Here is a 13,955-nt window from a genome sequence, read left to right on the forward strand (position 1 = left end):
AGTACAGATGAGTATTGGCGATATTTTAACGAAGACGTTTACGAACATGGATATTGTGAGTTCAATCACGTCGACAGTGTTTATTATTTTATTAGGATTCTACTGCCGCAAACGCGAGATTTTCACGGATAAATTTGGGAAGATTCTGTCAAAAGTCGTTTTAACGGTTGCTTTACCAGCATTAGCATTCAACTCATTCATGCAAGACATTAATGGTAAGACTTTAAAAGAAGGCATCAACGTTTTAGTTTGGGGCTTCTTAATCTATATTATTTTAATTTTAATTACGAAACCTTTATATTTACGTTTTAAGGGTGATCAACAAGATACATTACGTGTTTTGACAATCTTTGGTTCAACAACATTCTTTGGGATTCCAATTGTTGGCGCGGTTTTCGGGGCTAAAGGGGTGATGTATAGCTCAATTTTCAACATTGGGTACCGTGTTTTCCTATACTCATACGGATACATCAAGATGAGCGGCTTGAAGATGGAATCAAAGAACTTAAAAAATATGTTCTTAAATCCAATCGTCATCGCGACATTTGCCGGGTTAATCATCTGGTTAATTCAAGGCACGTTACCACAAGTAGCGGTTGCAGGTCATTCAGTTGCTTTCTTACGGATTGATCAAACGGCACCATGGTTGTTCAAACCAATGGCCTACTTAGCTGGTTTATGTTCACCGTTAGCTTGGTTAGCAATTGGGACAACGCTTGGCGAAATCAGTTTCAAAGAAGCTGCTTCAGACAAGACCTCATGGATTTACAGTATTAACAAAGTCATTTTAGTGCCTGCCTTAAACATCGTGCTATTAGCAATCCTAACAATGACACACATTTTACCAGTGAGCTACATCAGTTTGGCAACAATCGTCATCATGATGGCAACGCCAACGGCAACAGTTGCCGCTGCTTATGCGATTAGTTTTGATAAGGATGCGGTCTTGGCATCGAATGCGTCATTATTATCAACGGTATTAGCCGTTGTGATGACGCCAGTCTGGTTAGTAATTTTAGAAGTAATCAACCAAATCGGTATTTTCTAGGAAGAGGGAAATTAAATGTTTAAAATTGCTTGTTACGGCGTTCGCCCCAATGAAGTGGCGACGTTTAATAAATATAACAACTATGATTATGATTTAACCTTAATTGAAGAACTATTGACACACGCTAATATCGAAACAGCTAAAGGCCATGACGCGGTATTGTTACGCGCTAACTGTGCCGCCGATGCGCAAAATCTGGCGAAGTTGAATGAATATGGCATCCATTATGTCTTTACGCGGACAGTCGGGTACGGTCATATCGATTTAGCCGCAGCAGGCAAGTACAATATGGAAGTTGCTCGTGTGCCGGCCTACTCACCAAACGCGATTGCTGAATTAGCTTTGACGTTGGGGATGTCATTATTGCGCCATACCACTTACACGACGAATCGAACGGCACATCATGATTTTCGTGTGAGCCCAGTGATGTTTAGTAAAGAAGTCCGCAACTGTACGGTTGGGATTATCGGTACTGGTAAGATTGGCTATACCGAAGCAAAGCTATACAAAGGCTTAGGTGCCAAGGTAGTGGGGTATGACTTGTACCCATCAGAAATTGCTAAGGAAGTCCTTGATTTTGTTAGCTTAGATGAATTATTGGCGCAAAGTGATATTGTCAGCTTGCATATTCCATACTTTGCTGGTCAAAACGATCAATTTATCAACGCTGATTTAATCGCGAAGATGAAGAATGATGCCATTTTGGTCAATACAGCTCGGGGTCAATTGCAAGATAACCGTGCGATTATCGATGCTTTGAAAGCTGATCAACTTGGCGCATTTGCCGCTGACGTATTACCAGCTGAAGGCGAAATCTTCTTCAAACAATTCCCAGCAGACCAACCAGTCCCTGATGCGACAACCCAAGAATTAATTGATTTATACCCACGCGTCTTGTTGACACCACACGTTGGTTCGAATACTGACGAAGCCCTCAAGAACATGGTCGAAATTAGTTTTGAAAACTTCCATGAAATATTGACGACAGGTAAGACGCAAAATAGCGTCGCAACCACTGAAAATTAAAGCGGTTATTTGTATTTTTATGAAAATTATGTTATATTGTTATCAGTAATTAGATACTTCAGAGCGAGTGAGCAGAAATGCTCACTCTTTTTATTGGAGCACGTCTAATCTGAATATATAAATGAATTGGAGGGAATCATTTGAGTACCGTTGTGGAAACAGTTCATGATCTACTCGTGCCGATACTAGATCAACACCATTTTGAGCTAGTCGACGTTGAATTTGTTAAAGAAGGTAGTAGCTGGTATCTACGTGTCTTCATTGATAAACCAAACGGCATTGACCTTGAAGATTGTGCCTTAGTTAACGATGCGTTAAGTGAGAAACTGGATTCAATCGACCCGGATCCAATTCCGCAGGCTTATTTCTTAGATGTTTCATCACCTGGTGCAGAGCGTCCTTTGAAGAAGGAAGCAGATTTTCAAAATGCACTTGGCGAATACATTCATATCTCGTTATATCAAGCCGTTGATGGCGAGAAGATTTATCAAGGAATATTAAAGGCGCTTGATCAAGAGACCTTAACATTAGCCATTAAAATTAAAACGCGTCAAAAAGAAGTGACATTTAATCGCAAGGAAATTGCCAAAGCTCGCTTAGCAATTGAATTTTAGTAAAGGTAGGCTAGTTACATGAGCAAGGAAATGTTAGGCGCCCTAGATGCGCTAGAACAAGAAAAAGGTGTTAAGAAAGAAATCGTCATTGAAGCACTTGAAGCAGCGCTTGTTTCGGCTTATAAACGAAACTACGGTCAAGCTCAAAATGTGGAAGTTGAATTCGATCAAAAGAAGGGTAACATCCACGTTTATGCTGTCAAAGAAGTGACTGATGAAGTTTTCGATTCACGTTTGGAAGTTAGCTATCAAGATGCTTTAGAAATCAATAAAGCATATGAAGTTGGCGATACAATTCGTTTTGAAGTGACACCTAAGGATTTTGGTCGGATTGCCGCCCAAACTGCTAAGCAAGTTATTATGCAACGGGTTCGCGAAGCTGAAAGAAGTATCATTTACAATGAATACAGCCAATACGAAAACGAAATTATGCAAGGGATTGTTGAACGTCGAGATAACAAGTTTATCTACGTCAACTTAGGCAAGATTGAAGCTGTTTTAAGTAAGCAAGATCAAATCCCTAACGAAGTGTATAACGCACATGACCGGATCAAGGTTTATGTTTCTAAAGTGGAAAACACAACTAAAGGCCCTCAAGTCTTTGTTAGTCGGACACATCCTGATTTGGTAAAACGTTTATTTGAACAAGAAGTGCCAGAAATTTATGACGGCACAGTTGAAATTGTGTCAATCGCAAGAGAAGCTGGCGACCGGACTAAGATGGCAGTTCGTTCAACAGATCCTAACGTGGATCCAGTCGGAACATGTGTTGGTCCTAAAGGGCAACGGGTTCAATTAGTCGTTAATGAATTACACGGCGAAAACATGGATATTGTGAAGTGGGAAGAAGATCCTTCAGACTACATCGCAAATGCCTTGAACCCAGCCGAAGTCATCGCTGTTCAATTTAACGATGGCAACGAACATACATGTACGGTAATCGTCCCTGATTATCAATTGTCATTGGCAATCGGTAAAAAAGGTCAAAATGCCCGTTTAGCTGCTAAGTTAACAGGTTACAAGATTGACATCAAACCTGAATCAGAAGTCGAATTTGTCGATGGCGATGATAGTGAAGATGAATCAGCCGTGGTTGAAGGTTTCGAAGAAGAAACAATCACACCAGAGACTACTGAAGAAACAGTTGAAGTAGCCCCTGAAACGGCAGAAGTTGCTGAAGACATCGAACAACCAGCAGAAACTGTTGTTGATTCTGAAGAACAACCACAAGAATAAGTGAGGTGTTCATGATGAAACAAAGAAAAGTACCAATGAGAAAAGACGTTATTTCACAAGAAATGAAGCCTAAAAAAGAAATGGTGCGAATTGTTAAAACCGCTGAAGGCGAAATTAGTATCGATCCGACTGGTAAGAAATCTGGTCGCGGTGCCTATGTTTCATTAGAACCAGATGCGATTAAGACAGCGCAAGCTAAGAAAATCTTAGAAAAGACTTTTGGCATTGATGTTTCAGCAGACTTTTACACAGAATTGTTCGAGTATGTTGACCATCAAAAGGCCCGTCAAGAACTATTTGGAGAACGAAAATGAGTGAACAACCAGACCGTTTATTGCAACTCTTAGGCATTTGTATGAGAGCAAGGCAACTGGTCAGTGGTGAAGAACAGGTCCTAAAAGCCATTCAGCAGTCAAAAGCTAAATTGGTTTTTATCGGCCAGGATATCAGCCCACTGACGCAGAAGAAATTGACTGATAAGAGTCATTTCTACAAAATCCCAGAAACAAAGGCCTACACCGCGGCCCAACTAACCCAAGCAATTGGATTACATAGAGCCACCATAGCGGTTGTCGACGCTGGGTTTGCCAAAAAGATGATAACGCTACTGGGATAATAAAGGAGCGTGAAGATATGGGTAAAAAACGTATCTATGAATTAGCTAAAGAAATTAATGTTGCTAGCAAAGACATTTTAGAGACTGCCAACAAAAAAGGCTATGATCTCAAGAATCACATGGCAACAATTGATGATAATCAAGAAAAAACATTGCGGGCTGCTTTCCAAACAAAAGCAACACCAGCTGCAAGTAAACCAGCAACACCTACCGCACCTAAAGCGAGCGAAAAATCAGAAAGTGGTAAGATCAAGATCAATAAAACTGCTATCCGTCGCCGCCCAGAAGCCGACAAAAAACCAGCGCAACATTCAAACAACCGACCACAAGCTAATGCTAACCGTAACGGTCAAGCAAGCAATGGTCAAAACCGGACAAACAATGCGCGTCCTAACAACAATAGCGCTCGTCCTAATAACAGCCGTCCTAACACAAACAGTCGGCCAAATAACAATAGCCAAAATCGTTCAACAAGCGCTAACCATCCAATGAGCTTACAAGAACAGATTTCACAGGCTAATGCACGTCGTCAAAGAACCCAAGAACGGATTCAACAACAACGTGAACAACGTGAAGCAGACGAAAAGAAGCGTCGTGAACAAGCAAATCGTCCACGTCCAACAAGAAATAATGCTTCAAACAACCGCCCATCAAACGGCAAACCAACAAACGGTGCACGTCCAACGACTAACAGTCCACGACCAACCGTTACAAAAGATGGTCGCCCATTAGGTAGCAGCCGTCCAAACAATAACAATAGTGCACGTCCTAATACGACGAATAACCGACCAACAAACAGTCGTCCAGCAACGACACCATCACGGCCAGTTTCTGCACAAGAAATGCAACAAAAAATGCAAGCTAATACTGTTAGTGCTTCTAAACCAGCATCAAACAATACAGCAAGCAAGCCAAAGAACTTTGGCCCAGATAAAAAACGTGGCGGTGGCTATAACAGCTACGGCAATAGCCAACAACGTTTCAATAAGAAACGTAAGAAGACACGTAAGCAACAATTAGCTGAACAAAACGCAGCTAAGAAGGAAATGCCACAACGTAAAGAACGGCCATTACCAGAAGTATTAGTTTTCTCTGAAGGGATGAACGTTGCGGATATCGCTAAGAAGATTCATCGCGAACCAGCTGAAATTATCAAGAAGTTATTCATGTTAGGCATTATGGTTAACATGAACCAATCACTTGATAAGGATACGATCGAATTATTAGCAACTGATTACGGTATCGAAGCAGAACAAAAAGTTGAAGTGGATATCGCTGATATTGATTCAGTCTTTGAAACAGAAGCTAAGAGTGATGCTAACCTTGTAAGCCGCCCACCAGTTGTCACAATCATGGGTCACGTTGATCATGGTAAGACAACATTATTGGATAACCTTCGTAACAGTCACGTTACTGATGGTGAAGCCGGCGGGATTACACAACATATCGGTGCTTACCAAACGAAGTTAAACGATCGTTTAATCACGTTCTTGGATACACCAGGACATGCGGCCTTCACTAACATGCGGGCACGTGGTGCTGATATTACTGATATCATCATCTTAGTTGTCGCTGCTGATGATGGTGTGATGCCACAAACAATCGAAGCTATTAACCATGCGAAGGCTGCTAAAGCCCCAATTATCGTTGCGGTTAATAAAATCGATAAACCAGGTGCTAACCCTGACCACGTGATGGAACAATTAATGGGTTACGGCCTTGTTCCTGAAGACTGGGGTGGCGATACAATCTTTGTTAAGATCTCAGCTAAAACTGGTGAAAACATTGATGACTTGCTTGAAATGGTTCTTCTTGAAGCCGACGTGCTTGAATTGAAGGCTAACCGTGATCAAAAAGCGGTTGGGACAGTTATTGAAGCCCGCCTTGATAAAGGTAAGGGACCTGTTGCCTCATTATTAGTACAACAAGGGACATTACGGATCGGTGATCCAATCGTTGTTGGGAATACCTTTGGTCGTGTCCGTGTCATGACAAATGATCGCGGTCGTCGTGTTAAAGAAGTCTTCCCATCAGAACCAGTTGAAATTACTGGGTTAAATGATGTGCCACAAGCAGCTGATCGTTTCGTTGTCTTTGAAGACGAAAAAACAGCTCGTGCTGCTGGTGAAGAACGTGCTAAACGGGCCCTCTTGAAGGAACGTAGCCGTTCAAACCCTGTCACATTAGATAACTTGTTTGAAACAATGAAACAAGGTGAATTAAAAGAAGTTGGCGTTATTATCAAAGCCGACGTTCAAGGTTCAACAGAAGCCTTGGCTGGTAGTTTACGGAAGATTGAAGTCGAAGGCGTTCGCGTGAATATTATTCATGAAGCCGTTGGTGCGATTAACGAAAGTGACGTCACATTAGCAGCTGCAAGTAACGCTATCATTATCGGGTTCAACGTTCGTCCTACACCACAAGCTAAGATCCAAGCCGATGCTGAACAAGTCGATATTCGTTTACACCGAATCATCTACAAGGCAATCGAAGAAATCGAAGCTGCTATGAAGGGTATGTTAGAACCAGTTTACGAAGAAAAAGTAACAGGTCAATTAACTGTTCGTGAAACATATAATGTTTCTAAGATCGGGACAATTGCCGGTTGTATCGTTGATACTGGTGTTATCCAACGTGATAGTGGTGTCCGCTTGATTCGTGATAGTATCGTGATTTATGAAGGTAAACTTTCAAGCTTGAAACGTTTCAAAGATGACGTTAAAGAAGTTAAAACCGGCTTTGAATGTGGTGTGACAATCGAAGATTACAATGATATCAAGATTGATGATCAAATTGAAGCCTACGTGATGGAAGAAGTACCTGTTAAATAATTAATTTACAGGAGGACTACAGATGAAACATCGTGTCGGTCGTGTTGAACAAGAAATTCAACGTGAAGTTAATGATATTTTATTAAAACGTGTACGTGATCCCCGAGTTGAAGGGGTAACGATTACAGATATTAATCTGAGTGGTGACTTACAACACGTGAAGGTTTATTACAGTATCTTGTCTAATCTAGCCAGTGATGCTGAAAAAGCACAAAAAGGTTTGGATAAAGCTAAAGGCTTGATTCGTAGCGAACTTGGCCAACGAATTAAGTTATACAAGATTCCAGAAATTACCTTTGAACAAGATGGTTCAGTTCGTTATGGTGAACATATCGACGAATTATTGCGTAAGTTACATCAAGATGAAGCACAGCGTTAGGCTGTGACCAAGAGCACCGACGAATTTCGTCGGTGCTCTTTTTTTGTTTTGATGACCTTATGGCAACTATAATCCCTTAAATTGACACGGTAGATTGCACCATATTACTATTGAGTTATAGGCAATGATTGTTGTTAGCAGTTATTTTAAACTAAAATTAGAATTAATTTATGACTTATCGAGGAAAGTTGTTGATATGATTTCATTGTTAGCTGATTAAAATTCGCTCTGAAATGAGGCCTGATATATGCTATTGATAGACTATTTCACCCAAATATTAATCTACACACTGGTTTCTTATCCGATTATCGGGGGGTTATCGTTTATTGTCTCGAGTTTGTATTATTGGCTATTAATGGAGAAGGAAGATCAACCTCGTTATCTAAAAAAAGGGACGCCGTTCATCACGATTTTAGTGCCAGCACATAATGAAGAAGCTTCAATTGAAGCCACGATTGATCATTTAGCAACCCAAATGAATTATCCAACCGATCAATATGAAATAATTGTCGTCAACGATGGCTCGACGGACAAAACTGGAATTATTTTAGAAACATTACAAGCAAAATACGGTCAACGATTACGAACGGTCACGATTATTAATAATCGTGGTAAGGCAGCCGGCTTTAATAGTGCTTTAGGATTTGCCAAAGGCGAATTTATTTTGTCCAACGATGCTGATTCCAAACCAGAAGTTGATGCTTTATGGAAGTATATGTACTATTTCGAGCGTGAAGGTGGGGCGCAATTAGGTGCCGTGACTGGCAATATGTTGTCGATTAATAAGACAACCCTAGTGGCAGAAGCCCAGCAAAATGAATTGAATTCAATCATTGGACTCATTAAACGCTCGCAGCTTTCTTATGGTGGATTGTTTGCCTTTTCTGGGGCTAATACGATGTACCGTAAGGTAGCAGTGATTGATGTTGGTGGTTGGCAAGCAGAACAACCAACTGAAGATATTGCGATTTCATGGGATATGCAGACCGCAGGCTGGCAGGCTTATTTTGCACCGCACATTCGTTTTTTTATGGATGTGCCAGAAACACTGCCGGAACTCGTTAAGCAGCGGCGAAGATGGACCTCTGGCGGAATCTACGTGCTCTTGACGAAATCGTTTGGTATTTTACGGCACCCAATTAAGCATTTTTCGATGGTTCCGATTATCATTGATTATGGTTTGAGTATCATTTGGTCGTTATTTTACTGGATCAGTATGGTGACTTTTATCGTTCTTCAAATTGGTTACCTGATTAATCAGGATTGGCAACGGCTCCTTTCGAGTTTGTCTATTGCAGCAATTTTTATCACGATTGAGATATTGGTGGGGTTAATTCAATTGGTGCAAGCGTCCTATTTTAATGATGGGGGCCGTTCGTTGAAGTATATCGCATTTGCGCCCTGGTATATCTTGATTTATTGGATGGTTAATACGTATACCGTAGCGGTCGAGATTGTCCCAACCATTCGCCAAATTATCAGGGGCAAAGATGCTGGGGTTTGGAAATCACCGACACGTTCGACAGAAGCAACCGGAAAACGAGAAGGGGAGGATTCAGATGAGTAAACCAGATTATATTCGTCATCAATTAAGTGAAGATCAGATTACAATCGATTGGTTTTTTACATCTAAAAAGACTGGGCATCATTTGCGTCAATTAGTATTGATTGGTATTGGCTGGTTGATGTGTCTGATTCCCACCGCGGCAACAGTCGGTATCTATCTAACCCGTGAAACGATGATTCCGGTTAATCGGGCCGCCTTTAAACAATTATTACAGAATACGAATTATATCTTCTTACGCTATATTATCGTTTTTTCAGTTTTCTTTATCAGCCTCTATTTAATGAATAAAGTAAAACAGTATCGGATTAGAAAGGGTGTTATTAAAACGTTTGATGAACAGCGGCTACAACAGCGATTAGCCTGGGCTGAAGAGATGTATACCGCTAAATACGGCGCTGCAAACATGCGCAAACAGCGGCAAAATATCATCATTTCTGATTTTGCTGATGTCGGGACTTATGAATTACGCCAACGCTTTGATGCATTTGAGGAGGATGACGATGATTTCTGAAGCAGATCAAGTCGTGATTGATGAAATGATTGCCCGCGAACGAACCATGAAAGAGCGGCAAAAAATAATCGAAGCGATGACCCATAAACGGCGGGTTTTTAAACGGCGTTTGGTAATTGCTTGTGCCGCAGTGCTGACCGTTTTTTTAGTGTTATTGTATGATTGGTTCATGCAATATGAAGGTTGGCCAATGATGGGGATTGTTAAAATTAATATCCTAGTTGCAATTGTCATGTTCTTGGTGAGTTTAGCGGTCTTTCAAAAACTAGTTAAATATCGCCCGTTAAAAAATATTGTGCATCGCTATCGCAGACAGTTGGATAAGCGTTATACGGATGCTTTATCAGCCTCTAATCGGTGGTTGCAGTTTTATTATCATCAACGAGAAATATCGCAGATTATTCCCCAGATTCTTTATTATCTTGAAGCTAATCCGACCTTAGAGACGATTGATGATGCAATTGCTTATATTGACAGCCAAACAACTAGTCCAGAGTTGTATCAGAATAATTTAAGTGCGTTTCGTAAATATGTTAAGCAGTTTAATACAATCCTACTGAGTACAGCGGATGAACAGGGACAGCCCTCTAGTCGACAGATTAGTTTCGTCACGCTCAATGATGTGCCCAATATTTGGTATTTTGGAACGGATCCGGAAGCGCCGAAAGTAAGTGAGCTGGATTTAGGTCGGGCCGCAATTTATACGCTACCCACGAGTGAAGGGCTACGGATTACCAGCAATCGCCTCAAGGTATATCGCACACAGTATCGCTTTAGCGATGTGGCGGCCGCCTATCAAAAACAGGTGCCTGGTTATGCAGAGAGCTTATCTAAAGAAGAAAAGGAAAAAGAAATTATTTATGCAATCGCATTAAAAAGTGCCCGAATCGACAGTCAGCTTCAAAATAAAGAACTCATTTTTTCAAAGTAATTGCCGAGACAACTTAATACTTGTCCCGGCTTTTTGTCTGTTAACGATAAATTGGGGCGCATCATAAAGCAAATCCCGTGCGGGTTAGCACTCTATGCTATAATGGTTTAGTTAATAGTTAAAAGGAGATTACTTATGGACGGCATTATACCCTTATATAAAGAACGCGGCATGACTAGCAACGATTGCGTTTTTAAAGTACGACGGATTCTTCATATGAAAAAAGTGGGGCATTCTGGAACGCTTGATCCCAATGTAGACGGTGTTTTGCCAATCTGTATTGGCCAAGCAACCAAGGTAGTGGACCAATTGGTGCACTCTGGTAAAGTTTATACTGGTGAAATTACGTTGGGCCTATCAACGACCACCGAAGATTTAGATGGTGAAGTCGTTGAAGAACAACAATTAGCTGAACCAATTTCAACTGAAAAAATTAAAGAAACACTGGCAAGTTTTCTAGGGGATTCAATCCAGATTCCACCGATGTTCTCAGCCGTAAAGGTTAACGGGCGCCGTCTATACGATTATGCACGGGCCGGCGATCCTGTGGAACGCCCACAACGCAAAATTACAATTACGCAATTTGACTTGCAAGGCGAACCAGAATTCGATGCAAAAACGGGTCGCCAAACATTCCGCTTTATTGCGGGCTGTTCAAAAGGCACTTATATTCGGACTTTAGCTGTTGATTTTGGCCGTAAGTTAGGCTTACCGGCAGTCATGTCTGATTTAACGCGGCTTAAGAGTGGTGGCATTCAAATTGGCAGTTGCGTTACCTTGGCACAACTAGCTGAAGCTGCTGATAACGGTCAATTAGCGGATATTTTGATTCCGTTAGATCATGTTTTTGAAGAAAACGTCAAGATTGCGCTTGATGATGATCAATGGGCCAAAATTTTAAATGGTGTCTTCTTAACGTTCCCAGAACAAACAGAAGAGATCTTAGCCTTAACTTATGAAGGGCACATCAAGGCCTTGTATCAAGTGGCTAACGCGAAACAACATCTCTATCGACCATATAAAATGTATTTACAAAACCAAGGGACTCATTAAAAAAACTAGGTGAAAAAAATGCGTGTGATTGAATTAATTCATCCCTATTCAAAAGAACAAGTACCAGCCGAAGAAATTGTTTTAGCACTCGGCTTTTTTGATGGTGTCCACCGGGCACATCAAGCAGTGATTAAGACGGCCAAAGAATTGGCGGTGCAACAGAACCGTCCATTAGCGGTGATGACCTTTGATATTCATCCCGCGATTGTTTACCGGAACGTCAATCAAGCCGATTTTCGTTATTTATCGACAGTGGAACGCAAGCAAGAATTAATGGCTGATTTAGGTGTCGATATTTTGTATGTCGTTCATTTTAATGACGGCTTTGCGAAGTTGGCACCCCAAGATTTCGTCGATCAATACTTAGTGGCGCTCCACGCGAAAACGGTGGTCGCGGGCTTTGATTACACTTATGGTAAAAAAGACATCGCTAATATGCAGACCCTTAGCACATATGCCAAAGACCGCTTTGAAATTGTGACGGTGGCTGAACATGACTATCAAGGGCATAAGATTGGTTCAACTTTGATTCGTGAAGATTTGGATCAAGGCCAAGTAGCGGCAGCTAACGAGTTGTTAGGTTATGTTTACCAAACGACTGGGGAAGTTGTTCACGGTGAAGCACGGGGCCGGGAACTCGGCTTTCCAACGGCTAATATTGAGAGTCAAAAACCAGAACGTTTACCGGGCATTGGGATTTACGCGGTCCGTTTACTGGTTCGTGGTCAATGGTACTGGGGGATGGCGTCAATTGGCCGGAACGTGACGTTCCATGTCAATAATCCCGTGACAGTCGAGATTAACTTACTCGACTTTAGTGCGGACATTTATGGTGAACAAGTTAAAGTCGAGTGGTATCAGTATTTAAGAGGTGAAGTGAAGTTTGATTCAGCAGAAGCGTTGATCGACCAACTCCACCAAGATGAAGCTGATACCCGGACTTATTTTGAGAAATTAGAGGGTCAACATTAATGGCAGGCGCATATATTCATATTCCGTTTTGCGAACATATTTGTTATTATTGCGACTTCAACAAGGTCTTCATTGAAGGGCAACCGGTTGATGAGTACGTTGACATGTTAATTCGCGAATTCCAATTGGTAATGGCGGAATACCCAGACGAGAAAATTGAAACAATTTATGTCGGCGGTGGGACACCAACGACACTCTCACCAGCCCAACTCCAACGTTTGTTGGATGGCATTCATCAGTACTTACCTTATGAGGGTGGCGAGTTTACGTTTGAAGCCAACCCCAATGATTTACAAGATACCGCTAAATTGCAGGTACTAAAAGACAATGGCGTCAATCGCTTGAGCATTGGTGTGCAGTCTTTTAATGATGACATTCTTAAGAAGATTGGCCGGATTCATCGCAGTGCTGACGTTTATCGGGCCATCGCTAATGCGCGCCAAGTTGGTTTCGAAAATATCAGTATTGATTTGATTTTCCGACTACCACAACAAAGCGAAGCAGATTTTATGGACAGTTTGAAACAGGCAATCGACCTTGATTTGCCGCATTATTCAACTTATTCATTAATCTTAGAGAAGAAAACTATTTTCTATAATTTGATGCGTCAAGGTAAGTTACGCTTACCATCGCAAGATGTTGAAGCACACATGTACCAAAATGCGATTGATAGCTTCCAACAAGCTGGTTTAGAACAATACGAAATTAGCAATTTTGCCAAACCAGGCTACCAGTCTGCACATAACTTAACCTATTGGCGGAACGAAAAGTATTTCGGCTTTGGGGCCGGTGCTTATGGTTATTTAGGCAAGGACCGCTATCATAATTTCGGCCCAATCCAACAATACTTAGAACCGCTACAAGCACATAAAGTACCAGTGATTGAACGCCACGTGCTTCCCTTGACCGAACAAATGGAAGAAGAACTCTTCTTAGGTCTGCGGACGATGCAAGGTGTCTCAATCAAGCACTTTGAAGAAAAATTCAGATACCCACTACAAAACATCTACGGCGAAACAGTCGCCAATCAGATTGCAAAAGGGTACCTAAAACAAGAAGGCGACTGGCTAAGACTAACTGAATCAGGAAAGTTCCTAGGCAACGAAGTCTTCCAGGAATTCTTGTTAGACAGCTATTAAGTGCGTTCAAGCTTGGTCAACTTTGGAGCATT

The 13,955-nt window shown here is 41.4% G+C and carries 14 protein-coding genes; all 14 read left to right on the forward strand.

Annotated features, from left to right (window positions below; genetic code table 11):
* Nucleotides 1–7 precede the first annotated feature (7 nt).
* Nucleotides 8–1,048, forward strand: coding sequence for an AEC family transporter (locus ACPBEH_RS00265; protein ID WP_424349301.1), 1,041 nt, complete (start codon nt 8–10; stop codon nt 1,046–1,048).
* 15 nt (nt 1,049–1,063) lie between these two features.
* Nucleotides 1,064–2,074: a 2-hydroxyacid dehydrogenase gene (locus ACPBEH_RS00270; RefSeq protein WP_094365775.1), complete on the forward strand. Its 1,011-nt coding sequence runs from the start codon at nt 1,064–1,066 to the stop codon at nt 2,072–2,074.
* 140 nt (nt 2,075–2,214) lie between these two features.
* Complete coding sequence (gene rimP, locus ACPBEH_RS00275; RefSeq protein ID WP_016265337.1) at nt 2,215–2,688, forward strand: ribosome maturation factor RimP; 474 nt, start codon at nt 2,215–2,217, stop codon at nt 2,686–2,688.
* Nucleotides 2,689–2,706: 18 nt separating this feature from the next.
* The gene (nusA, locus tag ACPBEH_RS00280; RefSeq protein ID WP_141265961.1) at nt 2,707–3,924 is read left to right on the forward strand and encodes a transcription termination factor NusA; all 1,218 of its coding nucleotides are present in this window, start codon (nt 2,707–2,709) and stop codon (nt 3,922–3,924) included.
* A 14-nt stretch (nt 3,925–3,938) separates the two neighbouring features.
* Nucleotides 3,939–4,238 carry an RNase P modulator RnpM gene (gene rnpM, locus ACPBEH_RS00285; RefSeq protein WP_025016343.1) on the forward strand — a complete coding sequence of 100 codons (300 nt, stop codon included), beginning with the start codon at nt 3,939–3,941 and terminating at the stop codon, nt 4,236–4,238.
* The gene (locus ACPBEH_RS00290; RefSeq protein ID WP_011374946.1) at nt 4,235–4,540 is read left to right on the forward strand and encodes a L7Ae/L30e/S12e/Gadd45 family ribosomal protein; all 306 of its coding nucleotides are present in this window, start codon (nt 4,235–4,237) and stop codon (nt 4,538–4,540) included. Before rnpM ends, ACPBEH_RS00290 begins: the two co-directional genes overlap by 4 nt.
* 17 nt (nt 4,541–4,557) lie before the next feature.
* Nucleotides 4,558–7,371 (forward strand): translation initiation factor IF-2, encoded by a 2,814-nt coding sequence (gene infB / locus ACPBEH_RS00295; protein WP_424349302.1) that lies wholly within the window; start codon nt 4,558–4,560, stop codon nt 7,369–7,371.
* 22 nt (nt 7,372–7,393) lie between these two features.
* The gene (gene rbfA / locus ACPBEH_RS00300; RefSeq protein ID WP_011374944.1) at nt 7,394–7,750 is read left to right on the forward strand and encodes a 30S ribosome-binding factor RbfA; all 357 of its coding nucleotides are present in this window, start codon (nt 7,394–7,396) and stop codon (nt 7,748–7,750) included.
* Between the two features lie 247 nt (nt 7,751–7,997).
* On the forward strand, nt 7,998–9,317 hold the full coding sequence (locus tag ACPBEH_RS00305; RefSeq protein WP_424349303.1) for a glycosyltransferase family 2 protein: 1,320 nt from the start codon (nt 7,998–8,000) through the stop codon (nt 9,315–9,317).
* Nucleotides 9,310–9,828 carry a hypothetical protein gene (locus tag ACPBEH_RS00310; protein ID WP_424349304.1) on the forward strand — a complete coding sequence of 173 codons (519 nt, stop codon included), beginning with the start codon at nt 9,310–9,312 and terminating at the stop codon, nt 9,826–9,828. Before ACPBEH_RS00305 ends, ACPBEH_RS00310 begins: the two co-directional genes overlap by 8 nt.
* Nucleotides 9,818–10,759 (forward strand): pyridoxamine 5'-phosphate oxidase family protein, encoded by a 942-nt coding sequence (locus tag ACPBEH_RS00315; RefSeq protein ID WP_424349305.1) that lies wholly within the window; start codon nt 9,818–9,820, stop codon nt 10,757–10,759. Before ACPBEH_RS00310 ends, ACPBEH_RS00315 begins: the two co-directional genes overlap by 11 nt.
* Nucleotides 10,760–10,894: 135 nt before the next feature.
* Nucleotides 10,895–11,812 (forward strand): tRNA pseudouridine(55) synthase TruB, encoded by a 918-nt coding sequence (truB, locus tag ACPBEH_RS00320; protein WP_104964227.1) that lies wholly within the window; start codon nt 10,895–10,897, stop codon nt 11,810–11,812.
* Between the two features lie 18 nt (nt 11,813–11,830).
* Complete coding sequence (gene ribF, locus ACPBEH_RS00325) at nt 11,831–12,784, forward strand: riboflavin biosynthesis protein RibF (protein WP_424349306.1); 954 nt, start codon at nt 11,831–11,833, stop codon at nt 12,782–12,784.
* The gene (gene hemW, locus ACPBEH_RS00330) at nt 12,784–13,923 is read left to right on the forward strand and encodes a radical SAM family heme chaperone HemW (protein WP_254680933.1); all 1,140 of its coding nucleotides are present in this window, start codon (nt 12,784–12,786) and stop codon (nt 13,921–13,923) included. Before ribF ends, hemW begins: the two co-directional genes overlap by 1 nt.
* Nucleotides 13,924–13,955: the final 32 nt, after the last annotated feature.

Source organism: Latilactobacillus parasakei, assembly GCF_049674265.1.
Taxonomy (GTDB): domain Bacteria; phylum Bacillota; class Bacilli; order Lactobacillales; family Lactobacillaceae; genus Latilactobacillus; species Latilactobacillus sakei.